25 protein-coding genes and 1 pseudogene are annotated in these 24,842 nt (G+C 34.8%); 3 read left to right on the top strand and 23 right to left on the bottom strand.

Translation table 11 applies throughout. The features are described from left to right. Positions 1–12: 12 nt before the first annotated feature. The 14 genes and pseudogenes from NAMH_RS04540 to pheS form a co-directional block, all read right to left on the bottom strand. Positions 13–1,383 carry a leucyl aminopeptidase gene (locus NAMH_RS04540; RefSeq protein WP_012663998.1) on the bottom strand — a complete coding sequence of 457 codons (1,371 nt, stop codon included), beginning with the start codon at positions 1,381–1,383 and terminating at the stop codon, positions 13–15. Positions 1,384–1,442: 59 nt separating this feature from the next. Further along, positions 1,443–1,547, bottom strand: a pseudogene (locus tag NAMH_RS09445) (GNAT family N-acetyltransferase); the annotation flags it as partial. Continuing rightward, entirely contained in the window at positions 1,531–1,665 is a 135-nt protein-coding gene (locus NAMH_RS09345; protein WP_266105160.1) for a hypothetical protein, read from the bottom strand. The gene NAMH_RS09345 and the pseudogene NAMH_RS09445, both read right to left, overlap by 17 nt. After that, on the bottom strand, positions 1,658–2,326 hold the full coding sequence (locus NAMH_RS04535; protein WP_012663524.1) for a DedA family protein: 669 nt from the start codon (positions 2,324–2,326) through the stop codon (positions 1,658–1,660). Before NAMH_RS04535 ends, NAMH_RS09345 begins: the two co-directional genes overlap by 8 nt. A gap of 2 nt (positions 2,327–2,328) precedes the next feature. Continuing rightward, positions 2,329–3,528 carry a tryptophan synthase subunit beta gene (gene trpB, locus NAMH_RS04530; protein WP_015901969.1) on the bottom strand — a complete coding sequence of 400 codons (1,200 nt, stop codon included), beginning with the start codon at positions 3,526–3,528 and terminating at the stop codon, positions 2,329–2,331. A 35-nt stretch (positions 3,529–3,563) separates the two neighbouring features. Next, entirely contained in the window at positions 3,564–4,094 is a 531-nt protein-coding gene (locus NAMH_RS04525; RefSeq protein ID WP_012663701.1) for an adenine phosphoribosyltransferase, read from the bottom strand. A gap of 47 nt (positions 4,095–4,141) precedes the next feature. Next, on the bottom strand, positions 4,142–4,705 hold the full coding sequence (gene efp / locus NAMH_RS04520; protein ID WP_015902142.1) for an elongation factor P: 564 nt from the start codon (positions 4,703–4,705) through the stop codon (positions 4,142–4,144). Between the two features lie 70 nt (positions 4,706–4,775). Continuing rightward, complete coding sequence (gene serA / locus NAMH_RS04515; RefSeq protein ID WP_012664006.1) at positions 4,776–6,344, bottom strand: phosphoglycerate dehydrogenase; 1,569 nt, start codon at positions 6,342–6,344, stop codon at positions 4,776–4,778. Next, positions 6,345–6,785 carry a hypothetical protein gene (locus tag NAMH_RS04510; protein ID WP_015902503.1) on the bottom strand — a complete coding sequence of 147 codons (441 nt, stop codon included), beginning with the start codon at positions 6,783–6,785 and terminating at the stop codon, positions 6,345–6,347. Further along, positions 6,782–7,942 (bottom strand): S1 RNA-binding domain-containing protein, encoded by a 1,161-nt coding sequence (locus NAMH_RS04505; RefSeq protein ID WP_015901904.1) that lies wholly within the window; start codon positions 7,940–7,942, stop codon positions 6,782–6,784. Before NAMH_RS04505 ends, NAMH_RS04510 begins: the two co-directional genes overlap by 4 nt. Continuing rightward, positions 7,939–8,769, bottom strand: a complete 831-nt coding sequence (locus NAMH_RS04500) for a 4-hydroxy-3-methylbut-2-enyl diphosphate reductase (protein WP_015902640.1) — start codon at positions 8,767–8,769, stop codon at positions 7,939–7,941. The genes NAMH_RS04505 and NAMH_RS04500 overlap by 4 nt, the downstream gene beginning before the upstream one ends. Continuing rightward, positions 8,759–10,054 carry a 3-phosphoshikimate 1-carboxyvinyltransferase gene (gene aroA, locus NAMH_RS04495; protein WP_012663996.1) on the bottom strand — a complete coding sequence of 432 codons (1,296 nt, stop codon included), beginning with the start codon at positions 10,052–10,054 and terminating at the stop codon, positions 8,759–8,761. Before aroA ends, NAMH_RS04500 begins: the two co-directional genes overlap by 11 nt. Further along, positions 10,051–12,300 (bottom strand): phenylalanine--tRNA ligase subunit beta, encoded by a 2,250-nt coding sequence (pheT, locus tag NAMH_RS04490; RefSeq protein ID WP_015902428.1) that lies wholly within the window; start codon positions 12,298–12,300, stop codon positions 10,051–10,053. The genes aroA and pheT overlap by 4 nt, the downstream gene beginning before the upstream one ends. Next, complete coding sequence (gene pheS / locus NAMH_RS04485) at positions 12,297–13,283, bottom strand: phenylalanine--tRNA ligase subunit alpha (protein WP_012663707.1); 987 nt, start codon at positions 13,281–13,283, stop codon at positions 12,297–12,299. Before pheS ends, pheT begins: the two co-directional genes overlap by 4 nt. A gap of 54 nt (positions 13,284–13,337) precedes the next feature. Here pheS and NAMH_RS04480 point away from each other — a divergent pair, with 54 nt between their 5' ends. The 3 genes from NAMH_RS04480 to murA are packed head-to-tail and all read left to right on the top strand — an operon-like array spanning position 13,338 to position 15,824. Then, entirely contained in the window at positions 13,338–13,673 is a 336-nt protein-coding gene (locus NAMH_RS04480) for a histidine triad nucleotide-binding protein (protein ID WP_015902048.1), read from the top strand. A 44-nt stretch (positions 13,674–13,717) separates the two neighbouring features. After that, on the top strand, positions 13,718–14,563 hold the full coding sequence (nfo, locus tag NAMH_RS04475; protein WP_015901995.1) for a deoxyribonuclease IV: 846 nt from the start codon (positions 13,718–13,720) through the stop codon (positions 14,561–14,563). Continuing rightward, the gene (murA, locus tag NAMH_RS04470) at positions 14,556–15,824 is read left to right on the top strand and encodes a UDP-N-acetylglucosamine 1-carboxyvinyltransferase (protein ID WP_015902696.1); all 1,269 of its coding nucleotides are present in this window, start codon (positions 14,556–14,558) and stop codon (positions 15,822–15,824) included. The genes nfo and murA overlap by 8 nt, the downstream gene beginning before the upstream one ends. Here the strand turns inward: murA and NAMH_RS04465 are convergent. Genes NAMH_RS04465 through NAMH_RS04425 form a run of 9 tightly spaced genes read right to left on the bottom strand, consistent with a single transcriptional unit; the run spans position 15,816 to position 24,839 of the window. Next, on the bottom strand, positions 15,816–16,583 hold the full coding sequence (locus NAMH_RS04465; protein WP_015902743.1) for a shikimate dehydrogenase: 768 nt from the start codon (positions 16,581–16,583) through the stop codon (positions 15,816–15,818). The genes murA and NAMH_RS04465 overlap by 9 nt on opposite strands. 9 nt (positions 16,584–16,592) lie before the next feature. Further along, the gene (locus NAMH_RS04460; RefSeq protein ID WP_015901721.1) at positions 16,593–17,969 is read right to left on the bottom strand and encodes a chemotaxis protein CheX; all 1,377 of its coding nucleotides are present in this window, start codon (positions 17,967–17,969) and stop codon (positions 16,593–16,595) included. Positions 17,970–17,978: 9 nt separating this feature from the next. After that, positions 17,979–19,376, bottom strand: a complete 1,398-nt coding sequence (locus tag NAMH_RS04455) for an anthranilate synthase component I family protein (RefSeq protein WP_012663796.1) — start codon at positions 19,374–19,376, stop codon at positions 17,979–17,981. Then, positions 19,376–20,038 (bottom strand): SPOR domain-containing protein, encoded by a 663-nt coding sequence (locus tag NAMH_RS04450; RefSeq protein ID WP_015902231.1) that lies wholly within the window; start codon positions 20,036–20,038, stop codon positions 19,376–19,378. The genes NAMH_RS04455 and NAMH_RS04450 overlap by 1 nt, the downstream gene beginning before the upstream one ends. Before the next feature lie 15 nt (positions 20,039–20,053). After that, a complete protein-coding gene (locus NAMH_RS04445) occupies positions 20,054–20,602 on the bottom strand; it encodes a DUF1882 domain-containing protein (protein WP_015902149.1) in 549 nt (182 codons plus the stop codon). A gap of 39 nt (positions 20,603–20,641) precedes the next feature. Further along, a complete protein-coding gene (locus NAMH_RS04440) occupies positions 20,642–21,889 on the bottom strand; it encodes a serine hydroxymethyltransferase (protein ID WP_012663732.1) in 1,248 nt (415 codons plus the stop codon). A gap of 14 nt (positions 21,890–21,903) precedes the next feature. Next, on the bottom strand, positions 21,904–23,412 hold the full coding sequence (gene lysS / locus NAMH_RS04435) for a lysine--tRNA ligase (RefSeq protein WP_015902796.1): 1,509 nt from the start codon (positions 23,410–23,412) through the stop codon (positions 21,904–21,906). Further along, positions 23,405–23,956, bottom strand: a complete 552-nt coding sequence (locus NAMH_RS04430; RefSeq protein WP_015901807.1) for a CvpA family protein — start codon at positions 23,954–23,956, stop codon at positions 23,405–23,407. The genes lysS and NAMH_RS04430 overlap by 8 nt, the downstream gene beginning before the upstream one ends. Before the next feature lies 1 nt (position 23,957). Next, positions 23,958–24,839: a GGDEF domain-containing protein gene (locus NAMH_RS04425; RefSeq protein ID WP_012663603.1), complete on the bottom strand. Its 882-nt coding sequence runs from the start codon at positions 24,837–24,839 to the stop codon at positions 23,958–23,960. Between the last annotated feature and the right edge of the window lie 3 nt (positions 24,840–24,842).

The following is a 24,842-nucleotide window of genomic DNA, read 5'->3' as shown; positions in this document are numbered from 1 at the left end:
TAACTTTAAAAATTAAAGGGATTTAAGAAGCGTTACGAACGTATCTACCCCGAAACCGCTCGCGCCGTGAGGGTTGAATCCCCATGCTTTTTCCACAAACGCAGGTCCTGCGATATCAAGGTGAGTCCATTTTTCTTTGTTTTCATCTTCAATAAATTCGCTTAGGAAAAGTCCTGCTGTAAGTGCTCCTCCGTATCTGCTTGAAGCAATGTTGCAAATATCTGCGATTTCGCTTTTTAAAAGTTTTGGTAGGTATTTGTTAAACGGCAGGTATGCAAAATGCTCTCCCGTGTTTTCTCCTGTGTTTATAATGCTTTCGATTTTTTCTTTTTCAAACCCCATAACTCCGCACGTATATTCTCCTACACCCACAACGCAGGCACCCGTAAGTGTCGCAAAGTCATATATTTCATCAAAATCTTTGATATTTTCCTGAGCGTAACACAGACAGTCTGCCAAGACAAGTCTTCCTTCCGCATCTGTGTTTCTAACTTCAATAGTTTTTCCGTTTTTGGCTTTTAGCACATCGTCAGGCTTGTAAGCGTTTCCGCCTATCATATTTTCAGCCGCACCGAGTATTGCGTGAACTTCTACGTTTAGACACAGCTCACTGATTGCTTTTATAATCCCTAATACTGTTACAGCACCTGATTTGTCGCTTTTCATTGTTACCATAAAGTCACTCGGTTTAAGGCTAAGTCCACCGCTATCGTAGCATAAACCTTTTCCGACTAAAACGATTTTTCTTTTTGCTTTTTCAGGTTTATATGCAAGGTGAATGAGTCTTGGAGGATTGGAGCTTGCTTTTGCAACGCTGTAGAATGCATGATATCCGTTTTCAAACAGGTAGTTTTCATCGTAAATATTGCACTCAAGTTTGTTTGTTTTAGCTACATCTTCGGCAATACTTGCAAGTTTTGCAGGTGTAAGCTCATCAGGTACCGAATTGATAATATCCCTTACGAAATTAACAGCTTCAGCCCTTACTTTTGCTTCTTTAATTATTTTCTCAAAATCTCTTTTTGAATAGATTGCTATTTTTTTAACAGGATGTTTTGCTTTTTTGCTTTTATATTTGTCAAACTCATAATCCCCAAGCATAAACCCTTCAAAAAACGCAACCAAAACATCTTCGTTTTTAGTATTCGGAGGTGTAATTTCCACGCTTTCAAATTTGTATTTTTTAAGAGATTTAATTATTGTAGCAGTTGCCGTTTTAATGTTTTCAGGATTTAGCGATTCTATACCTACATAAATTCTTTTTTTCTCAGGTAAAACCAAAACTTCCCCGTCTTTTCCTTCAAATCCGTATTCTTCAAATTTTTTAGCTCCGTCAATTACAATTTCGGCTTTAACCTCGCCTTTTCCTTTTATAAATTCCATATAAACTCCTTATATTGTATTTGCGTAATTATAGTAAAAATGGGATAAATTTGTATTAATTACTTCAAAACCCAGGCAGAATTATGTTTTTCAAATCCGATTTTAGGGTAATATCCAGTTGCGGCAGGAGCTGAAAGCAGGATAATTTTATAGTTTTTGTGAAGTTTTTGTTTTAATTTTAAAAAATGTATCAACGGGTCTTCTTTCTCCTAAACCGGAGCGGTTTAATAACTCAATAAAATCCTCAACTGAAATTTCAGGATTTATTTTGTATTCAATCATTTTGTGCTTTTTTAAGCTCTCTTTTTTGATCTTCCCTGTGGTTTATATACCAAAGCAGTGCAAGCATCATAGCGGCAAAAACAATACCGAAATACCAGTGTTCTTTTACCCATTTTAGCAGGTTTATGATGTGTTCTCCGAAAATATAACTCGGAATAATCGTAACGCTCGCCCACACGAATGCACTTATAAAGTTGATAATTGCGTACTTTTTAGGATCGTACCCGCTTATACCTATAGCCATCGGAATAATTGTTCTCATTCCGTATATGAATCTTTGGATAAATATAACCCATCCGCCGTATTTTCTAAGAAGCAGTCTTGCCCTTGCAAATTTACCCCTGTGTGCTCTTAATTCTTCCAAAACCCATTTTTTATTCCATTTACCGAGATAAAAATAGATCTGATCACCGACAAATCCTCCAAGAGCAGCAACTATTATGGAAGTAACTACATTCATATCTCCCGTATGTGATAAAACGCCGGCCATTACAAGGCCTGTTTCACCTTCGGCAATAGACCAGAAGAAAAGAATAATATAACCATATTCCTTTAATAAATTTACAAGGTTTTCTTCGCTAAAAAAGTCTTTGATTGACTGTAAATCAAAACCGTAAAGAAACGTAACAAAAATGAGGATTAAAAACAGATATTTTTTCATAATCAATCCTCAAAATGTAAGATGTTTTTTGCTTGGATCATATCCTTATCACCGCGTCCGGAGAGGTTTACGATTACAAGTTTGTTTTCTATGTCTTTAAGTTTTTTAAGGTAGGCGACTGCATGAGAGCTTTCAAAAGCCGGAATAATACCTTCTTTTTGTGAAAGCCAAACAAATGCATCCAGTGCTTCTTTATCCGTAATATAATCGTATTTTACATTGCCTTTTTCAAAATGAAACGCATGTTCAGGACCTATACCCGGATAATCAAGACCGGCTGAAATAGAATATGCTTCTTTTATCTGTCCGTCTTCATCTTGGAGAAGGTAGCTCATTTGACCGTGAAGTACTCCAGGTGCACCTTTAAGAAGGCTGGCTCCGTGTTTATCCGTTTCAACACCCATACCTCCGGCTTCGATACCTATACACTGAACACCCTCTTCTTCAAGAAAGTGAGAAAAAATTCCCATTGCGTTACTTCCGCCCCCAATACATGCTATTACATAATCAGGAAGCCTGTTTTCTTTATTTAGTATCTGAGCTTTTGCCTCATATCCGATAATCGCCTGAAAATCCCTTACCATCATAGGATACGGATGAGGACCGGCCACAGTTCCGATAACGTAGAATGTGTCTCTTGCATTGGTTACCCAGTATCTGATTGCTTCGTTCATAGCGTCTTTAAGCGTTCTGCTTCCACTTTTAACGGCGTGTACTTTAGCTCCAAGCAGTTTCATTCTGAATACATTGAGTTCCTGTCTCTTGACGTCTTTTTCTCCCATAAACACTTCGCATTCGAGTCCGAAAAGAGCAGCAGCAGTAGCCGTGGCCACACCGTGCTGTCCGGCTCCGGTTTCGGCTATTACTCTTTTTTTGCCCATTTTTTTAGCAAGAAGTACCTGAGCGATAGTATTGTTTACTTTATGTGCTCCTGTGTGATTTAAATCTTCTCTTTTTAAATAAACTTTTGCGTTTAATTCGTTACTGAGATTTTCCGCAAAATAAAGTGGTGAAGGACGGCCGATATATTCTTTAAAATAATAGTCCATTTCTTTCCAGAATTCCTTATCGAAACGGACGCTGTTATAAAATTCTTCAAGTTCTAAAAGTACTGGCATTAGCGTTTCAGGAACATAACGCCCTCCGAATTTGTCAAAATGCCCTCTTTCGTCCGGGTCAAATATAGGTTTTGGAATATACATAATTATCCTTTAAAATCATATGAGTTATTATAAAATTAATATTTTACCAGGCTGTCTACTTCTACACCCAATTCTTTTATTTTTTTTGCACCGTCTAAAAATGTAAGTTCGATAATAAATGCGGCAGCTACTAAATCACCGCCTATTTTTTCAATAAGCTTAACTGCTGCTTCCGCAGTACCGCCAGTAGCTATTAAGTCGTCAATTAACAAAACTTTAGGGTTTTTGACGTTTTTAAATGCGTCTATATGAATTTCTATTTCATCAAATCCGTACTCAAGAGCGTACTTTTCCGCAACAGTAGTATAAGGGAGTTTGCCTTTTTTTCTTAGCGGAACAAATCCTTTTTTTATTTTAGCGGCAATAGCAGCGCCGAAAATAAAACCCCTACTTTCAATTCCGCATATAAAATCAACATTTTTATACTTTTCACTAAAGTAATCTATTACTTCACTAAAAAGCTCTCCGTCGTTTAGCAGAGTTGTTATATCTTTAAAGATTATACCTTTTTGAGGATAATCTGGAATATCACGTATTGCTTTTTGAACTTTCTCAGCCAAAGTCATTTTTTCTCCTTGGTTTAACGCTAAAAAATCAAAAGATTTTTTAACGATTACTTAACTTTTTCTAAATAATCACCTGTTCTTGTGTCAACTTTGATTTTGTCACCTTCTACAATATGGCAAGGAACTGTCACTACCGCTCCTGTTTCAACTTTTGCCGGCTTTCTGCAGGCTCCACTTCTATCTCTGTTACTTACAGGCTGAGTTTCAACTACTTCAAGCTCAACTGTTAAAGGAAGTTCAACACCTATTACTTTTCCGTTATGGAACAGTACGTCAACATTCATCCCTTCAAGTAAGAATCCTTTGCTTTCTTCAAAAACTTTAAGATCAATAGGAATCATTTCATACGTTTCATTGTCCATAAAATAATAAAGGTCACCCTCATTGTATGAATACTGGTATTTTCTTCTTTCAAGATTAGGCTCATCCGCTTTGTCACCAGCGTGGAAAGTTTTTTCGATTACTCTTCCGTCAATAAGGTTTTTAAGTTTAGTTCTAACAAACGCTGCACCTTTTCCCGGTTTTACGTGATGATAATCAACGATTTTGTACGGAATTCCGTCAAGTTCAATATTAAGATATTTTTTTAAATCACTCATACTGTATGCCATTGTTTTCTCCTTAACATAATAATTTTATTTTAGCTTCACAACTTAACGACTTATCTGCTTTACAACTTAATTATATTTCAGCATATCCGACGCTTAACGCGGCTTTTAAGTTTCTTAACTCGTTTAGTACGTCTTCATTTACTTCATTATCTACTATAATTACCGCCATAGCCTGACCTTCTTTGTTTCTACCGAGTCTGAAATCAGCGATATTTATATTGTTTTTAGCAAGTGTCATACCAACCTCACCAATTACTCCAGGTACGTCGGTATTTTTAAAGAAGATCATTTTACCTTTAGGTTCGAATTCAAGGTCAAAGTCTTTAAACTCAACAATTCTCGGATGCTCTTCAAGCATTGTTCCACTGATTGAATATTCCCCGTCATCCGTAATTACTTTGATATTTACAAGGTTTTTGTAAGTGTCGTTTTTAATTTCTTTAGTTTCTGTAACAATTCCTTTTTCAGTTGCGAGGAATTCAGCATTTACGTAGTTTACGTTTTCGGTAATGTTTTGTAAAAGTCCTACAAGTGTAAAAGTCAGAACCGATTTATCTTCTTTTGAAATGTCACCACTTAGGTTTACTTTTACTTTTTTGATCGATTTATTAATAACCTGTGACAGGATATATCCCATTTTTTGAGACAGTTCAAGATATTTGATAACCCATTCAGGTGTGTTTGCGGTATTGATAGGAAGGTTAAGGGCATTCGGATAACTGCTGCCTCTTAGTGCTTCAATAATACCTTCTGCAGCCTGGATTGCGATTCTTTCTTGTGATTCTTTTGTATTAGCACCTATGTGAGGTGTAACAGAAGTGTTTTCAAGTTCAAAAAAAGGATGCTCAGTTAGAGGTTCTTTGTTGAATACATCTATTCCAAGCCAAGCGATTTTTCCGGATTTAAGAGCTTCCGCAACGTCTTCTTCATTGTAAAGTCCACCTCTTGCACAGTTAATAAGCACTACTCCGTCTTTCATTTTTTCGATTTCTTTTTTAGTAATCATATTTATTGTTTCTTTTGTTTTCGGAGTGTGGATTGTAATAAAATCACATTTTAAAATCTCTTCAAAATCAGTCGTATATTTACATCCAAGATCAGTTGCTTTGCTCGGATCGATATAAGGATCGTACGCAATTACGTCCATTTCAAGTGCTTTTGCTCTGATACCTACACGGCTTCCGATATTACCGAAACCGATGATTCCGAGTTTTTTACCTGCAAGCTCGATTCCAAGCCACTTTTCCCTGTTCCACTCATGCTCTTTTTTCAAGTTCCATACTGCATTTGTAAAACTTCTTGCAGCAGTCAGTAAATGAGCCATTGTAAGTTCCACCGCAGCCAATGTGTTAGCGGTAGGCACGTTCATAATAATAACACCTTTTTTGCTTGCCGCTTCCATATCAACATTGTCAACACCTACACCGGCTCTTACTACCGCTTTTAATTTTTTTGCGTGTGAGAGGAATTTTTCATCTACAGGAGTCGGGCTTCTTGTAATTACACCGTCTGCATCTTCTATTACTTTTAGAAGTTCGTCTTTCGGAGTTCTACTTGCATCTACAAGTTCGATGTCTTTAGCATTTTTTAATATTTCAAATCCAGCAGGATGTATCGGGTCACAAACTACTACTTTCATTTATATCCTTTTTATTATTTTTTCTATTTTTATTTTGAAATTATAACTTTTAAATAATTTAATAACTTTTTCAGCTTGTTGCAATGATTTAAATAAAATAAAAATTTCCGTCTTTTTCTTTTCAAGCATCGAATAAGCTATACCTTCGTTTTCAAGTATTGCTTTTATATTGAATATAGCATATTCGTCGTTTGCGTTAATTACAACTTTATAGAGTATAATATTTTTATACTCTTTAAAATCAATTTTCATAAAAAGTTCTCTTGCCGGAAAGGTATAGGAATTAAAAGAGAGTTTTAAAACATCTCCCTTGGTTGATATTTTTGTTATATTTTGTTCGGTTGGTTGAATTCTCTCAATATCCGGCTGTGAAATTTTATCATAAGTCACAAACAATATTGCTGTAATTATAGCCGTTAAAATAAAAATTACTAATTTCATTCAGCAAGTTTTACTCTCTCACCGTTAATTTCGATAATTTTACCTTTAAACTCGTCTCCGATATTATATTCGTTATTAAAGTCCTCTTTTCTTACAAGAGCTTCAATATCGCCTAAATCAATAAACATACCGAAATCTGTAATATATTTAACTTTACCTTCAACTTCGTCACCTACCTGATGAGTTTGAGCGAACGAATCATAAGGATTAGGCATAGCGTCTTTTCTTGATACGATAACTTTGTTTTCTTCAGGAGATATAGTGATTATTTTGAATTCAAGTTTATCGCCGATATTGAATATTTCGTTTGCTTTTTCACCTTTTTTAAATGATGCGAATTTATTAGGAAGAAGTGTGCTTATACCGTCTATTTCTACAAACGCACCAACATTGATGAATTTTGTAATAACACCTTCGACGATATCGCCAACATTGTGATTTTCGTTAAATATTACGGCAGGTTTTGTAAGCAGGTTTTTTCTTGAAACTCTTAATTTTTCTTCTTCAGGATTGATTTCAACGATTTCCACTTCAATTTCGTCGCCTAATGTAAGGTCGTTAATTCCGTCCCAGTTTATTTCGCTGATATGTAAGAAACCTTCAACACCGTTACCGAGATCTACAAACGCACCGTAATCGGTTATATGAGAAACACTTACTTTGACCACATCTCCGATGTTAAGTTCTTTAACTTCTTCCCACGGATTCGGAAGTGTTTTTTTAATTGAGAATATTCTTCTCACAGGATCAATAAGTTTAACCTGAACTTCATCACCTTCACTAATATATTGTCTGTGGTCTATTTTTTTGTAAAAAATTTCTTCTTTTGGTACAAAACCGCTTATACCGTCCACATCGATTACAATACCTTTAGGTTTCACTTTTGTAACAACAGCGTCGATAACTTCATCCGCTTTGCTTTCAAGTTTTGCTTTTATATCGTTTAAATACGCTTTTCTATCAACTACAACTGAATTTTGCTTAAATTCTTTCACATATGCTTTTACAGTTTTTCCTATTACGCTTTCATCTTCTTTAAGACCGCTAAGACTTTTCGGAAGGAATATTTCCTGTCCGTCAACATAACCAACAAAACCGCCTTTGATTAACTTTTCAATTTTGAACTCTACTACATCTCCAACTTTTAATTCACTCATGCTAATTCCTTTATTCTTGAGATTATTTTTTCAACCAACCATTCCGGTGTAGAAGCACCTGCGCTTATCCCGCAGTGCTTTTTACCTTCAAACCACTCTTTTTTTAACTCTTCTTCACTTTCAACCAAGTAGGCTTCGCAAAACTCTTTTGCTATATTATATAACTGTTTTGTGTTTGACGAGTTTTTGCCGCCTATAATTATCATTATATCCGCTTTTTTTGCAAGTTCTCTGACCGCATCCTGATTTTCAAAAGTCGCATTACATATTGTATTAAAAACTCTGACTTCTTTATAGTTTTGGATCAAATAATTTGTTATTTTAAGATAATCGTTAATTTTTCTTGTTGTTTGAGCCACTGTTGCAATATGCTCTTTCAATCTGATACCTTCAAGCTCTTTGGGATCCAATACGACATAAACCCTGTTATGTACAGAATAGCTCATAACCCCTTGAATTTCCGGGTGGTTTTTATCACCGAAAATAACGATATCATAACCTTGTTTGCTCATTTCTTCTACAATTTCCTGAGGTTTTTTTACAAAAGGACAGGTTGCGTCTATAATCTCAACATTTTTTTCTTTTAGATTTTGGAGTTTGTCTTTAGGAATACCGTGAGTTCTAACGATTACCCTTTTTACGTTTTCATCAATATCTTCTATGGTTTCAACGTATTTTACATTATAATTTTTAGCAAGTCTTTCAATTTCCAAAGGATTATGAATAAGCGGACCTAAAGTAACGGCATTTTGAGATTCTTCGGCAATTTCAACCGCTCTTTTAACACCAAAGCAAAATCCGTAACTTTTAGCCTTTTCAATTATCATCATTTACCTTAAAATCAGCTATTTTTTCAAAAAGTTTAAAGAAATTCGGAAAAGACGTATTGATACTTTCCGCTTTTTCAATTTCCATTCCGCAAAGAAGTCCTAAAACGGCAAAGCTCATAGCTATTCTGTGGTCTCCATGCGAATCTATTTTTGCTTTTTTCGGAATTCCGCCGGTAATTTCATAACCGTCTTCAAACTCTTTCGCTTCGATTCCGCAAGCTTTCAGTCCGTTAATTACGGTAGAGATTCTGTCGGATTCCTTTACTCTCAGTTCTTTTGCATTTTTTACGACGCTTTTACCTTCAGCTACAGCCATGGCCATTGCAAGTGCGGGTAGTTCATCTATTAGCCAAGGAATATTGTCACTTACTTCTATAGCACTTAATTTTGCGCCTTTTACGATGATATCGCCTATCGGTTCGTATTTGTCTTCTTTTAAAACATACTCGATATCAGCACCCATTCGCTCAAGCGCTTTATATGCTTCAATTCTCGTAGGGTTTAGTGTTACGTTTTTAATAATTGCCGTTGAATCCGTAATAGCCGCCGCCACGGCAAAGAAAAACGCACTGCTCGGATCATTCGGTACTTCAATGTTTAACGGCTCAAGTTTCTTTTCAAGTGGATATATCTTAACTTTCCATTTTCCATTTTCCATTATACATTCAAGTTTAGCCCCCATGCCTTTAAGCATTCTTTCCGTATGGTCACGGCTCAGCATCGGTTCTTCGTAATATGAAGGTTTGTCCGCATTCAATGCCGCTAAAATCATAGCGGATTTAACCTGTGCGGAAGCGATTTTACTTACATAATTAAATGATTTAAGTTTACCGCCTCTAACGGCTAAAGGAGCCAAATCCCCGTTTTTTCTACCGTCTATTTTCGCACCTATACTTCTTAAAGGCTCAGCCACCCTTTTCATAGGACGGCGTCTTAAATACTGATCACCGGTCAATACGAAAAATCCGTCAATTCCTGCCAACAGTCCCATATAAATTCTAATAGTGGTGCCTGAATTACCGCAGTATAAAACATCTTCCGCTTCTTGTAGTGTTTTAGGAGCCTGTATTGTTATTGTTTCGCCGTCATCTTCGACTTTTGCGCCGAGAGCTTTTGCGATTTCAAGAGAATTCATAGTGTCTTCCGCACGAAGATAGTTTTTAATTGTGTTTTTACCGTTAGTTAAAAGAGAGAAAATCGCACATCTGTGCGAGATAGATTTATCAGCGTCTACAATAAACTCTTCTTCAAACTTTCTACCGCCAACTACTGTTAAAATCATCTAAGCTTAATTCCTTTACTCTCCAGTTGATTTAAAATTTTCTCCATTATAGCATTTATTTCTGAATCTGTTAATGTTTTTTCACCCTGAATAACAAATCTTATGGTAAGTGAGTTGTTTTCACCCAAATCATATATATCTATCGGATAAAAATCTTTAAGCTCTTTAATTCCTAAAGAGTCGATAATTTTAAATATTTCTTTATACGGAGTGTCTTTGTCCACAACAAGACTCAAATCCCTTGTTACTTTAGGGAATTTGTTTATATCTTTTGCAAGTTTCATTTCATTTTTAAGTTTAGAAAGATCGATTTCCGCAAAATATGTATCATCGATATTAAACTCTTTTGCAACTTTAGGATGTAGTTTGGCAACAACTCCTATCGGCATTCCGTTTTGAATAATTTTGGCGTTTTGATAAGGATGCGCAATAGGATGCGAATCATTCTCTACAAGTTCAAATTCACCTATAATCTGCGCAAGTTTGTCAACCATAGTTTTAAATTCAACATTTTTAGGTTTACCGTGGTTTATAGGGTTTTCATAATCTTCATATCCACTTATTACAAATGCTATTTTTTGAGATTCTTCTCTTTTTCTGTTATATACACTTCCTGTAGTAAACAGGTAAATTCTTTTATATCCGTTTGCCCTGTTTCTTGCAATATCTTCCAACAATTGAAGCAGTAACGTACTTCTTAACGTATCAAGTTCTTTAACAATCGGGTTGATTAAGTCCAAATGCTCATCAACTATGCTAAATCCGTATTTTTGAAGCCTTTCTTTATCATCGAATACAAAATGAAGTGTTTCATAAAACCCTTGTGATATAGCTTTATATTTAAGTTCATTAATAAATTCATGAAATTCAATAATAGAATTAATTCTGTTAGTTTCTTTGAAATAAAGAGGTTTCGATTCTATTTTATCGATACCGTAAATTCTTAATATTTCTTCAGCAACATCCTGAATGTTTTTAATATCGTTTCTGAATGAAGGTACTTTTATTTTCATATTTTCTTCATTGATTACTTCTACTTCAAAATTTAGTTTTTTTAATATTTCAACTACTGTTTTTTCATCAATATCCGCACCAATTATATTTCTAATTTCTTCAATATTAAGATTGATATATCTCGCAGGTATTTCATTAATTAAATCGATATTGCCTGAATAAACAGGGAGTTTCGTTTCATTGATAAAATAATTTACTCCGAATTCCAAATCTGGTTCACTTCCTCTGCTTGCCCTGAAAAAATACTCATCCGTTTTAAGACCGTTTAAAAATACGATTTCACTTACGTATTCAGGATCAATGTAGTTTGCATTGATTACGTAACTCGTGTTCTCACTTAGTTCAATATTATTCTTAACACCGACAATATAATCTCCGGTTTTCGTAACAAATTTATCTATTCCTTTTTCGCTTTCAAAAGAAACTTCTCCGATGTTGCTTAGCACAAGCAGTACACCCGTCGCATGCATAGAATATTTTACTACTTTATCCTGCTCGTTTTTAAAATCAACTTCACATAAAGCAAGTCTTAAATCAATTTTTAAATTAGATTTAAGCTCTCCGTTTATTGCTCTTAATAAATGAGAAGAGTGTTTTACTTCACTTTTCGATACGTTTACAACCCTTCCGATTCCTTCCTGAAGTTCTTCAAAAGAGTATTCGATATTTTTCAAATCAATATTTAATCCGGCACTGAGTTCCCTTGCAATACCGTAAATACTGAAACTGTCTCCCCTGTTTGCGGTAACACCCAGTTCGATTACTTCATCGTTTAAATATTTTCCTGCGTACTCACCGATTTTAAGCTCACCCAGCGAATCATCCATTATTATAATACCCTCATGAAAGTCAGGTAAACCTATTTCCCTTGCTGCACAGATCATTCCGTGGCTTTCCACGCCTCTGAGTTTTGCTTTTTTGATTTTGAAATCACCCGGAAGTACCGCTCCGACTTTTGAAACAACAACATATTCGGCATTTACAACATTACTCGCTCCGCAAACAATTTGCAGCACTTCATCACCAACATCCACTTTACACACGTTTAGTTTATCGGCATTCGGATGTTTTTCGCACTCGATAACTTTTCCGATTACAACGTTTTGAGGAACTTCAAATTTCTTATAACCTTCAACTTCCTGACCTATTCTATTTAATGTATCTATTATTTCCTGAGTTGATATATTTTTTAAATCTATAAATTCCTCAAGCCATCTTCTTGTTACTATCATTTAAACTGCTCCATAAGTCTGATATCTCCTTCGTACATACTTCTTAAATCGTTGATTCTGTGCAATAACATTGCAAATCTCTCAACTCCTAAACCAAAAGCGTAACCGCTTACATTTTCATATCTTACCGCTTTAAATACGTTCGGGTCTACAACCCCGCATCCTAACACTTCAAGCCATCCGGTGTGAGAGCAAACCCTGCACCCTTTGCCTTCACAGAATATACAGCTGATATCTACTTCCGCACTCGGTTCCGTAAAAGGGAAAAACGAAGGTCTGAATCTGACCTTTACGTCTCCGAACATATGAATCAGAAAACTCTCAAGTATAAATTTCAGATTCGCAAAACTAACTTTACCCGCTTCATCAACCACTAATCCTTCTACCTGATGAAACATCGGAGTGTGTGTTAAATCGTAATCCCTTCTGAATACCGCTCCCGGGCTTATCATTCTGATAGGAGGTTTTTGTTTTTTCATTGTTCTGATCTGCACAGGAGAAGTGTGTGTTCTTAGAAGAGTTCCGTCTTTAAAATAAAATGTATCTTGCATATCCCTTGCAGGATGGTATTTCGGAAGGTTTAACGCTTCAAAGTTATGAAAATCGTCCTCAACCAAAGGTCCTGTTTCGACACTGAAGTTTAGCTTAGTGAAAAAGTCTATAATTTTATTCATAGTTTCGGTTATCGGATGCATTGCCCCCGTAGCTTTGGGAACAAAGCTCGTAACGTCGATTTTTTCTTTTTTTAGCTGCTCTTCCAACAGCTTTTCTTCAAGCTCTTGTTTTTTCTCGGCTATTAAAGCCAATGCTTTTTCTTTTAATTCGTTAAGTTCTTTAGCCACCTCTTTTTTCTTTTCAGGGGCTACGTTTTTAAGCTCTTTGAATTTTTGTGTAATAACACCGTTTTTACCAAGTAGTTTAACTCTTGTTTTTTCAAGTTCTTCAAGGTCTAAAACTTTGCTAATTTCTGATAAATCCACCAAAACAGTCCTTTTATTTTTTAGGTATAATACTACCAAAAAAAAAGGAGCCTTTCAATGGATTGTATCTTCTGTAAAATAGTAAAAGGTGAAATTCCTTCAAACAAAGTATTGGAAAACGATAAATTTTTAGCGTTTCATGATATAAACCCTATTGCTCCGGTGCATGTGTTAATTATCCCGAAAGAACATTTTGCGAAATTTGACGAAACTCCGGCGGAACTTATGCCTGAACTTGCAGAATTTATTAAAAACGTTGCTAAAGAGCTTAATATTACCGATTACAGGCTAATTACAAATAACGGAAGCAATGCCGGACAAGAAGTTTTCCATCTTCATATCCACATGGTGGCAAACCCTAACGGTAAACTTCTCTGGCCTAAGCTTTCTTAAGCTTTTTTCTTTTTTTTGATAAAATTCCGACAAAAAGGGTCTTAATGAAATATGTAGGTGCACACGTAAGTGCAAGCGGCGGAGTGGAAAACGCCGTAAAAAACGCAGTGGATATCGGTGCAAACGGTTTTGCTCTTTTTACAAAAAACCAAAGACAGTGGGTTGCAAAACCATTAAGTGAAAAATCTATAAATAAATTCAAAGAGTTAATGGAAGAACACGGTTTTATTGCTGATGGTGTATTACCTCACGACAGTTATCTTATTAATCTCGGACATCCTGAAGAAGACAAAAGAGAAAAATCATATAACGCGTTTGTGGACGAAATCAGACGTGTTGAACAGCTTGGATTAAAATATTTAAACTTCCATCCCGGAAGTCATCTTAAAAAAATAAGCGAAGAAGAGTGTCTGGATTTAATAAGTGAAAATATCAATAGAGCCATCAAAGATACCGAATATGCAACTCTTGTACTTGAAACTACTGCCGGACAGGGAAGTAATTTAGGATATAAATTTGAACATCTCGCATATATTATAGATAATATTGAAGATAAAAGCAGAATCGGTGTATGTATTGATACGGCTCACATTTTTGCTGCCGGATATGATATAAGAACAAAAGAAGCATATGAAAAAACAATGCAGGAATTTGACGAAATAGTCGGATTTAAATATCTTAAAGGTATGCATATAAACGACTCTAAGGCCAAATTCGCAAGCCGTGTGGACAGACACCACTCACTCGGAAAAGGCGAAATAGGAATAGACGCATTTAAATTTATTATGCAGGACAGCAGAATAGACAATATTCCGCTGGTACTTGAAACAATAGAGCCTGAAATATGGGCGGATGAAATAAAATTACTTAAAAGTTTTGAAAATGTATAAATATCTTAATATTAAACAGACTCCCAAACTTAGCGGAAGTATAGAAATAAGCGGTGCCAAAAACGCAGCGCTTCCGATAATCGCATCAACAATTTTGGCTAAAAACGACGTGTTTTTGACAAACGTTCCGGAAGTTGCGGATGTTAAAACACTTCTTAAACTTTTTAGCCTTTTGGGTGCCGAATATCAATTTGAAAACAACAGTTTAAAAATAAATACAGCCGGAATAAACAATACAACCGCCGTATATGAAATCGTAAAAACAATGAGGGCTTCTATTCTTGTACTCGGGCCTCTTCTTTCAAGATTCGGAGAGTGCAAAGTTTCGCTTCCCGGCGGATGTGCTATAGGTGCAAGACCGGTTGATTTGCATTTAAAAGCACTTGAAGCTATGGGAGCTGAAATAAAAATTGAAGGCGGTTATATCCATGCAACAGGTAAACTCTCAGGAGCCGACATCATCTTTGATAAAATAACCGTAACAGGTACGGAAAATATCGTAATGGCCGCAGCTCTCGCAAAAGGTAAAACAAGGATTATAAACGCTGCAAAAGAACCGGAAGTTATCCAACTTTGTGAAATACTGCAAAACGCAGGAGTGGAGATTGAAGGAATCGGAACAAACGAAATAATCGTACACGGTAGCGACGGTGAACTTTTAAACTTTAAAGAAGAAAGAATAATTCCCGACAGAATCGAAGCCGGAACATACCTTGCCGCAGGTGCTATAACAAATTCACAGATAACACTTAAAAACGTTATCCCCGCACATCTTGAAAGCGTACTTGTAAAGTTTTCGCAAATGGGATTCAAACTCGAAGCAACCGAAAACGAAATTACTATTTTTCCAGCACAAAAAATTCTTCCTACTAACATTTCAACAACCGAATTCCCTGGATTTCCTACCGATATGCAGGCACAGTTTATGGCAATTGCCACACAGGCAGAGGGTGTCAGTATAATTGAAGAGAGACTGTTTGAAAACAGGTTTATGCACGTACCGGAACTAAACAGACTCGGAGCTAATATAAAAATCCAGAGTAAAACCGCTACAATCCAAGGCCCTACTCCGTTAGTCGGTGCAGATGTAATGGCTACGGATTTAAGAGCCTCTTCAGCATTGGTGCTCGCGGGACTGATAGCAAAAGGCGAAACAAACGTACACAGAATTTACCACCTTTTCAGAGGATATGAAAAACTAACGGAAAAATTCAAAGCCTTAGGGGCACAGGTGGAATTAAAAGACGAGCCGTTACCTTAATATTTCAAAATAAATTTCAGCCGTTTTTTTCTTATCCAGCTCTTTACCCAAAAACAGCTCCATTGCCAACACTCCCTGATATACAAGCATATCAAGACCTGTTTTTGTTTTAAGATTATATTGCTTTGCAAGTTTTAAAAACGGTGTTTCTTTTCCGTAAATTACATCAACGGCGTATTTTGCTTTTGAAAACAGTTCTTTTAAAATATTTTGTGGGGCCGGATAATTATCATCACTAAGCCCCGCACTTGTGGTGTTGATAATTAAATCATAACTGTTTGTTTTAAATTCATCCCATGTAAAAGATTTAAGACCTTTGTTTCTGAAATACTGAAGTCTGCCTTCACTTCTGTTTAAAATATGTGCATTAGGGAAAACAAGACTAAGAGCTTTTGCGGTACCCCCCGCTCCTATTATTAAAACGCTTTCATATTCAAATTCTTTAACCGCTTCAAGAAAGCCGGGAGCATCTGTATTGTAACCGATTACTTTTCCGTTTTCTTCAACAAGAGTATTCACCGCACCTATTTCTTTTGCAATTCCCCTCACTTCATCGGCAAGTTTAAACGCATGTTCTTTATGAGGTACTGTAACGTTTGCACCTTTAATTTTAAGTTCTTTAAATTTATCAATAATTTCTTCACCGTTTTCAAGCTTATATCTTCCGTAACACTCTTTAATGTTACTTTTTTTAAAAAAATAATTGTGCATCAAAGGAGACTTAGAATGAGAAACTGGGTTTCCGAATATCAAAAACATATACAACCTTTAACGTGTTAAATAAAAATAAAATTCATCATCATCAAAATAGAATTTTACTTCAATAGCTTTTTTCTCAGCTACCAAAGATTTCAAGCTTTCCAAATCGTCAAAAACTTTAGGTAATGTCATATTGATTTGTACATCGTGTTTTGCAAATTCGGTTTTGGTATTACCAACGATAATATTTGCAAACTCCGCCACAATATCATGTAATTCTTCTTTCGTTTTAGCTTCTTCTCCCAAAAGAATTCTCGAAATGTTTTTAGTCAACTTTTCACTGAAAATCAACACCACCATCCCGTCTATATCACCGTAAAAACCTAATGAACTCGTAACATAGTTATTATTTGATAAATCAAATTCAATTTTAGTTAATTCAGGTTTTTCTTTTTTTGCTTCGATACCTGTCATCAACTGAACAGTATCAATAGTTGAATTTACGAAATAAGGAAGAAGATTTACAAGTTCTTTTGTTATTTTTTTCTGCTTTTTATAGATAACATCCATGTGTTTTTTTGCTTCTTCGAGCGCTTCCGAATTCATAAGCTCATCTTCATCCGCAAAGAATAAAAACCCGACATCTTCCAAATCGGTAAGCATTTTAGGTTGAACATTTTTTGCATTAAGTCCGACTATCGCCATCAATGCACCGTACTCAGCACTTTCTACACCTAATTTTGTAAGAAAACTTACGGCATGTATATTTAAACCTTTTACATTATTCATATTAAACACAAAAATTCTAAATCCGATACTTAAACTTCTTCTAAAATAATCAATATCAAATTTTTGCGATAAACTTGTATCCAAAAAACCGTCAAAATAAAAATATACTATGTTGTTTTTAACAATAGCGCTTACCCTATTAGAAAATTTCGAAATAATGCTGTTTTTTATAACAATTGCATTCTCTGTGTTTTTGATTTCTGACTCGTCATTTACGGATATTGGCATATACCCTTTTTTTACCAAATGATATATTATAAGGTTTTTATTTTCATCATTATTTATACAACAAAGATAAATGTCTTTATCTATAATTTCGTCACTTGTAAAAAGTTTTTCAACTTCTTCCGATTCATATATGTTAAAAAATCTGTTGTCTATTTTTAATACCAAATCATATACACTTTTGTTAACGTTAAAAAAACTGCATTCAATATCTTTTTTATAAAGAGTTTCAAAAATATCGTTTAAGAATCTAATTGCATTGATATTTGCACTAATTACTTTTGCAAAATCAATGCTGACATATTTTATTTTACGTGTTTCAAAGTTTTTTATATCGTTAGGAGTAATAATTAAAGAAGCATTACTTGCATCTAAAAAACCTTGAGGTCTATAATACACCTTTGAGCCTAAATAACTTCTAACAACCCCCATTTTCATCCTTTACAATTCTTTGAGAGTAGCTACCAACGCTCCCAATTTATTATTTACTTCTTTATATTCAAGTTCAGGTTTACTGTCGGCAACTACACCCGCCCCCGCCTGGAAAATAACCTCGTCATCTTTAACAAGGGCGGTTCGTATAGTAATTGCGGTATCCATATTGCCGTCAAAACCAAAATAGCCTACGCTGCCAGCATAATAACCTCTTTTAAGACCTTCATATTTAGCGATAAGCTCCATTGCTTTTATTTTAGGCGCCCCAGTCATGGTACCTGCTGTAAAAGTGGCTTTAAACAAATCAAACATATCATATTTAGGGTCTATTTCCGCAACAACGTCGCTTACCATATGCATAACATGGGAATATCTCTCAACTCTCATAAGTTCTTCAACTTCAACACTGCCGGCTTTTGCTACACGCCCCACATCGTTTCTTCCGAGATCCACAAGCATAATATGTTCAGCAACCTCTTTAGGATCGTTTAACATATCGTGTTCCATTTCAAGATCTTTTTTAAGCGTATCCCCTCTTTTACGTGTACCTGCAATAGGCCTAAGAAGTATCATTCCCTCATTTAACCTAACCATTACTTCAGGAGAACTTCCGATAATTGCAAAATCGTCAATATCAATAAAATAAAGATACGGAGACGGATTTTTACTTCTTAATTTTCTGTAAAAAGAAAGTCTGTCTATTTTCGCTTTTACTTTCAATCTATTAGAAAGAACTATTTGAAAAATATCTCCTGCCTTGATGTGCTCTTTTGCGGTTTCAACCATTTTATAAAATTTTTCTTTTGAAAAAACAAATTTAGGTTCTTCTAAAATTTGCGCTTTTTGCAGTGGAATATGTTTATAAGTAGAATTGATTATATCTTTCATTATATAAAGATAATTCTTATAATTTTCGTCATTGATAACTATAGTCAACTCCGACGATTTATGGGAGAATCCTATTACTATTTTTGGTCTTATCATATAAAAATCTGGAATATTTGTTTCATCTATTAAATTATCCATACTTTCTTTTAGTACCGGTTCAAAGACTTTTACCATATCATAACCGATATATCCTACGAATCCGTCGATAAAACCTATTTGTAAATCGTGAGAGAGTTTTTTATAATAATCAAAGTCTATTTTTTTATAATAGTCCTTCATAAAAGAAAATGGGTCCGTATCATAAATTTTTTCTTTATCTCCGTCAAAATAATAAGTTTTTTCATTTTGATATTTAATTGTTTCTCTTTCACCAAGAAATAAAAAAGTATAATTTCCGTCTGTGTTGTTTATAACACTTTCAAATAAAAAAAGCCTTTCTTTCGGGAAAAGGCGTTTTATTTGATTGTATATTGCTATGGGAGAAAACTCATCAACTAAAAACTTGTCATATACCATTATTTAACCTTATAAATAAACGCGTTTTGTGTAATTGTTTCTTTGATTTTTTTAAGTTCTTTTTTTGCTGTAGTTTTATCTTTGAAAGGTCCGACTAAAATTTTTACCACATCAATTTTTTTACCGTCTTTTACGTAATAAGTTTCATATAGTCTGTAATTGTAACCTTCTTTTTTAATTAAATTTAAAAATTTTTGATTTGGCTTTTTATATTTCATTAAAGCAGCTACTTGAACGTAATATTTACCTTTGGTAGCAACTGTCGGTTTTTTTACAACATGTTTAGGTGCAGCTTTTTCCACTTCCGGTTTTTCAGCAGTTTCTTTTTGAACAGGTTTTTCTTCTTTTAATTGTTCAGTTTTATTTTCAGTTGCAGGTGCAGCTTTTTCTTCATCTTTTTTGATAAGTTTATCTGCTAAATCGTTATTTTCGGTAATTTTAGCAGACTCTTCTATAGGCACTTCTCTAAACATCGTATCCTGTTTTTCTTCCTGAATCTGAGGAGGTAAAACAACATTATCCTGTTTTGAAGCAGTATTGTTATAAATAGCAAAACCTAAAATTGCAATAATAAATACTAAAAATGCAATTGCTCCGTAAATTAAAGGTTTTTTTAAGTTTTTTTTATCGTTTAAGTTTAATAAATCGTCTTTATTCGGCATGGTTACTCCTTTTTGCTACATGTGTTTTGACCATGCAGCCCCACGTTCTTTTTTGTATAGTTCATAAGGCAAATTCAAAATATTGAATTCACTCGGAAGTTCGTCAGTCGGAAAAACTCTCCATTGTTTCGGTAGTTTAGAAGCCAATTTCATTGAAAGAGATTTTCCAAGCTGTATCGCTTCATTTAACGTTGTGTGCCCTTTATGAATATAAAGGTGCAAATGTCCCGGTGTTTTTGAATGATATGCAGTAAAATTTAAAAACCCTTCTTCCCTTAATAACAGACTTGCCCTGTTCCAAAATCTTTCAGGATCTCTGCCGTTATAATCAAACACTATGTTTTCCACAATGTTTCTTTGCCTGTTAATTAAATCATGAGCAACTATTATTTTTTTTTCAGCATGATCATTCATTATCTGATATGTTAAAGGTTTGTTTATTTTCTCATATTTATCAAAAAATGTTCTGCCTTTGTAAACAATTTTATTGACAATTGTACCTTTATATTCATAATAGTAGGATTTATTCATTTTTATTAAAGAAATATCGACAGTATAAGCCAATTTTTCTCCTTTTTCAGTTGCGGGGGAAACCCCCGTTTATTAATATGTAGGTCTGTCGTAAATTACGAATTTGCTTGCAAGTTCTTTAAGCTCAGCCGCTACTTTATCTTGTAATTCAAGATTATAAATATCATCAAGAACGTCTGCAATTCTTGTAGCAATCAATCTGAATTCTTCTTCTTTCATTCCTCTTGCAGTAAGTGCCGGGCTTCCGATTCTGATACCTGAAGTTACAAAAGGACTTCTTTTTTCACCAGGTACTGTGTTTTTATTTACAGTAATTCCGGCTCTTCCAAGCGCTTCTTCAGCTTCTTTACCACTGAATTCTTTATTTAAGAAACTTACAAGTACTAAATGATTGTCAGTACCACCACTAACGATATCATAACCTCTCTCAAGCAGTACTTCAGCAAGTACTTTAGCGTTAGCTTTTACCTGTTTTGCGTATTCTTTCCAGCTCGGCTGAAGGTTCATTTTAAATCCTACAGCTTTAGCTGCGATTACGTGTACTAATGGACCACCCTGAATTCCAGGGAAAATAGCACTGTTGATTTTTTTAGCGTATTCCTCGTTGTTTGTAAGGATAAGCCCGCCTCTTGGTCCTCTTAATGTTTTATGAGTCGTAGTTGTCACAACATCACAGTGAGGGAACGGATGAGGATGCTCACCTGCAACCACAAGACCAGCAATATGTGCTACGTCAGCCATTAAAATAGCACCCACTTCATCAGCGATTTCTCTAAATTTAGCGAAATCAATCTCTCTCGGGTATGCACTCGCACCGCAAACGATCATTTTAGGTTTAGTGATTTTTGCGATATCTCTTACTCTGTCGTAATCGATTCTTCCGGTTTTTTCATCAATTCCGTAAGAGAAACTGTGATAATGTTTACCTGAGAAGTTAACCTTAGCACCGTGAGTTAAGTGTCCTCCATTGCTTAGATCCATTCCAAGTAGTTTATCAAGAGGTTTTAAAAGTGCAACATATACGGCACCGTTTGCCTGGCTTCCAGAATGCGGCTGAACGTTTGCAAACTCACATCCGAAAAGCTCTTTTGCCCTGTCAATTGCCAACTGTTCAACTAAGTCGGCGTATTCACATCCACCGTAATATCTTTTGTACGGATAACCTTCAGCATATTTATTTGTAAATACACTCCCCATAGCTTCCATAACTTCAGGAAGAGTGAAGTTTTCACTTGCAATCATTTCGAGGTGGTTTGTTTGTCTTTCAAGTTCTTTTTCAATTATTGAATAAACGTCAATATCGTAATCTCTTAAACTCATTTATATCTCCTTTTTTATTTTACGTCGTCTTCGTTTTGTATTTCTTTTTTAGGTTTCATAGTCGGGAACAGAATCACATCTTTAATAGAGTGTGAATTTGTTAAAAGCATCACAAGTCTGTCTATACCTATTCCTTCACCGGCAGTAGGAGGCATTCCGTACTGAAGAGCTCTTATGTAGTCTTCATCCATTTCCATGCCTTCTTCATCACCTTTAGCCTTAGCTTCAAGCTGAGCTTTGAATCTTTCGTATTGATCAAGAGGATCGTTAAGTTCGTTAAATCCGTTTGCAATTTCACGCCCTGCAATAAACAGCTCAAATCTCTCTGCAATCTCTGGATTTTCATCGCTTCTTCTCGCAAGCGGAGAAATTTCGATTGGAAAATCAGTTACAAATGTAGGATCGATAAGCTTACTTTCAACAAACTCGTCAAAAAGTTCAGCCCAAAGTTTACCTTTAGAATCTATATGTTCTTCAAGTTCAACACCGTGGTCTTTTAGATATTTTTTCATTGCGTTCACATCTTCAAGTATTTCTTCAGGAACGTTTCCGATTTTTATGAGAGAATCTCTATATGTAATTGTAGTCCAGTTATCGAAATCAATAACCATATCACCGTACTGAAGTTTTTTAGGAAGATTTAATTTTTCAAAAAGATAATCAAACAGCTCTTTAGTTAATTTCATTAAATCTTCTTTAGTATGATAAGCCCAGTAAAACTCTATCATAGTAAACTCAGGGTTGTGTGTATGGTCAATCCCTTCGTTTCTGAAGTTTCTGTTAAGTTCAAACACGGCTTCGAATCCACCCACTATCAGTCTTTTAAGGAAAAGTTCAGGTGCGATTCTGAGGTTCATGTCAATATCAAGAGCATTATGGTGTGTCATAAAAGGTCTTGCGTTAGCACCGCCCACAACAGTGTGAAGCATCGGAGTTTCAACTTCTAAAAATCCATGTTTTAAGAAGAATTCCCTAACTAACGAAACAATTTTACTTCTTAATAAAAACGTATCTCTTACATCTTTATTCATTATCATATCAAGATATCTTTGTCTGTATCTTGTTTCTACATCCTGAAGCCCGTGGAATTTTTCAGGTAGCGGATGGATAGCTTTTGTAAGTATTTTTACATCGTCCGCATGGATACTGAGCTCTCCCGTTTTAGTAACAAACGGATAACCTGTTACTTCAACAATATCTCCAACTTCAAGGTTCTTTTTAAGCAGGTTGAATTTGTCTCCAAGTTCGTTTTTAGACATATACACCTGTAAAATACCGGTCATATCTTCAATCTTGAAAAACGCGGCTTTCCCCATAAGTCTTAAAAACTTCACTCTTCCCGCAACAGTAAACTTTCTGTTTTCGTCACGTCTGTTTTCAAGAGACTCTACGTCTTTGTTTTTTTCTAAAAAATCCGCTATTTTGGTATCTCTGCTTGCATTGTGCCCGTAAGGGTTAATGCCTGCTTCTTTTAACTTTTCAGCTTTTTGCATTCTAAGTTTTACATATTCGTTACTAAACATACACTGAATCCTTTGTCTGTATTAAGTGTGAAATTTTAACATTTTTCCCTAATTTTTCTAAATCCTGAGGCGTTATATTTATAATTTTTTTGCCAATTTTAACTAAAACGGGAAGCATAAAGCTGTTTTTTGCAATATTTTGCATTTTTTCTCTTATAAAAGCGACCTGCCATAGCATAGCCACTATTATACTAACCAATAAAAAGAATTTGGCTCCGGAGAATATAAAACCAAGTATTTTATCCAAAGCACCAAGTGCACTTAATTTTAAGATTTTTCCCAATAAAAACCCGATAAAAACCGTTAATACCCAAAAACCTACAAAAACCACAATAAATCCAACTAAATCCACTGCCGATTTATTCGGTATTTGAAATAAATGATCATTTATATATAAACCTGTTTGATGAAAAAATTTAGAAGCTAAAAAAAGCCCTCCGATAATACCGATCAGTCCTGCGACTTCCTTGATGATTCCGTTGAAATAACCTTTTATGGCTAAAATAAGTGTAATCGCAATTATAATGCCGTCAAATATGCTCATTTTATTCCTTTACTTCATATCCGTTGCGCTTTACTTTAGCCTGATATAAAGCGTGGTCGGCTCTTTTTATAATTTCATCAAAAGTATCACCTTGTTTATGTTGCGTTAAACCTACAGAAACAGTTACTTTAATAAGATCGTCTTTATATTTTAATAACGTGCTTTCAATTTTATGAACAATTCTTTGAATTATCGGTTTAACCTGAGCCAATGTCATTCTGTTAAATACAATTATAAACTCGTCACCGCCGTATCTGTAAATTTTATTTTCTTTTCTTATCATTTTTCTAATAATATTAGCAATTTTAATCAAAACGAAATCACCCACAAGATGCCCGTATTTATCGTTAATTTCTTTAAACAGATCCAAATCTACTATAGCTATTACCAAATCAAGATTTTTATCTTTTCCTTTTTCAAGTATTTCATTTAAATCATTATTTAAAGCTTTTCTGTTATAGACTTTTGTTAACGGATCGATCAGAAGTTCTTTATATGCTTTGTCAAGTTCTACTTCTAAAGAATGAACTGTTTCTTCCAGCCTGTTAATTTTTTGCAATAGTCCCGCACTAAATTGCATGATTGCTTCTTTTATTTCGTCAATTTGTAATGGAGCCACTTCTTCAATCAATGTTTCAGAATCCTGCTTAATTTCTTTTGAGACATTATTTACTTCTTTTATTGTTTTTACGGTTTTTGTAAGAAGTGCTTCATTGATATCAGGTTCTACACAAAGGAGTTTCGGATTCAGTTCTTCAAAAATACCTTCTTTTCTTACCAATGATACAAATACGTTTTTATAATACAGTGGATAAGGCGGTTTATGCACTTTTTTCAGCTCTTCTAACACATTCTCGGAAATTTTTATTATCATTTCTTCCATTTT

Origin of the sequence: Nautilia profundicola AmH (assembly GCF_000021725.1) — a bacterium.
GTDB lineage: Bacteria > Campylobacterota > Campylobacteria > Campylobacterales > Nautiliaceae > Nautilia > Nautilia profundicola.
This window is presented reverse-complemented; position numbering and strand designations above follow the sequence as displayed.

Bases quoted from the DNA above. Each gene is read 5' to 3' on its own strand.
- NAMH_RS04510 (WP_015902503.1), bottom strand. From the start codon at position 6,785: ATGAAATTAGTAATTTTTATTTTAACGGCTATAATTACAGCAATATTG.
- NAMH_RS04465 (WP_015902743.1), bottom strand. From the start codon at position 16,583: ATGTTTTTGATATTCGGAAACCCAGTTTCTCATTCTAAGTCTCCTTTG.
- NAMH_RS04480 (WP_015902048.1), top strand. From the start codon at position 13,338: ATGGATTGTATCTTCTGTAAAATAGTAAAAGGTGAAATTCCTTCAAAC.
- NAMH_RS04460 (WP_015901721.1), bottom strand. From the start codon at position 17,969: ATGGGGGTTGTTAGAAGTTATTTAGGCTCAAAGGTGTATTATAGACCT.
- NAMH_RS04430 (WP_015901807.1), bottom strand. From the start codon at position 23,956: ATGAGCATATTTGACGGCATTATAATTGCGATTACACTTATTTTAGCC.
- lysS (WP_015902796.1), bottom strand. From the start codon at position 23,412: ATGTTTAGTAACGAATATGTAAAACTTAGAATGCAAAAAGCTGAAAAG.
- NAMH_RS04505 (WP_015901904.1), bottom strand. From the start codon at position 7,942: ATGAGTGAATTAAAAGTTGGAGATGTAGTAGAGTTCAAAATTGAAAAG.
- aroA (WP_012663996.1), bottom strand. From the start codon at position 10,054: ATGATTTTAACAGTAGTTGGCGGTAGAAAGTTTGAAGAAGAGTTTATT.
- NAMH_RS04450 (WP_015902231.1), bottom strand. From the start codon at position 20,038: ATGCCGAATAAAGACGATTTATTAAACTTAAACGATAAAAAAAACTTA.
- pheT (WP_015902428.1), bottom strand. From the start codon at position 12,300: ATGATAGTAACAAGAAGATGGCTTGAGGAATTTATAGATTTAAAAAAT.
- NAMH_RS04425 (WP_012663603.1), bottom strand. From the start codon at position 24,839: ATGGAAGAAATGATAATAAAAATTTCCGAGAATGTGTTAGAAGAGCTG.
- NAMH_RS04455 (WP_012663796.1), bottom strand. From the start codon at position 19,376: ATGGTATATGACAAGTTTTTAGTTGATGAGTTTTCTCCCATAGCAATA.
- serA (WP_012664006.1), bottom strand. From the start codon at position 6,344: ATGAAAGTAGTAGTTTGTGACCCGATACATCCTGCTGGATTTGAAATA.
- NAMH_RS04535 (WP_012663524.1), bottom strand. From the start codon at position 2,326: ATGAAAAAATATCTGTTTTTAATCCTCATTTTTGTTACGTTTCTTTAC.
- murA (WP_015902696.1), top strand. From the start codon at position 14,556: ATGTATAAATATCTTAATATTAAACAGACTCCCAAACTTAGCGGAAGT.
- NAMH_RS04440 (WP_012663732.1), bottom strand. From the start codon at position 21,889: ATGAGTTTAAGAGATTACGATATTGACGTTTATTCAATAATTGAAAAA.
- NAMH_RS04525 (WP_012663701.1), bottom strand. From the start codon at position 4,094: ATGACTTTGGCTGAGAAAGTTCAAAAAGCAATACGTGATATTCCAGAT.
- trpB (WP_015901969.1), bottom strand. From the start codon at position 3,528: ATGTATATTCCAAAACCTATATTTGACCCGGACGAAAGAGGGCATTTT.
- NAMH_RS09345 (WP_266105160.1), bottom strand. From the start codon at position 1,665: ATGATTGAATACAAAATAAATCCTGAAATTTCAGTTGAGGATTTTATT.
- efp (WP_015902142.1), bottom strand. From the start codon at position 4,705: ATGGCATACAGTATGAGTGATTTAAAAAAATATCTTAATATTGAACTT.
- NAMH_RS04500 (WP_015902640.1), bottom strand. From the start codon at position 8,769: ATGATAATTGAAAAGGCTAAAAGTTACGGATTTTGCTTTGGTGTTAAA.
- NAMH_RS04540 (WP_012663998.1), bottom strand. From the start codon at position 1,383: ATGGAATTTATAAAAGGAAAAGGCGAGGTTAAAGCCGAAATTGTAATT.
- nfo (WP_015901995.1), top strand. From the start codon at position 13,718: ATGAAATATGTAGGTGCACACGTAAGTGCAAGCGGCGGAGTGGAAAAC.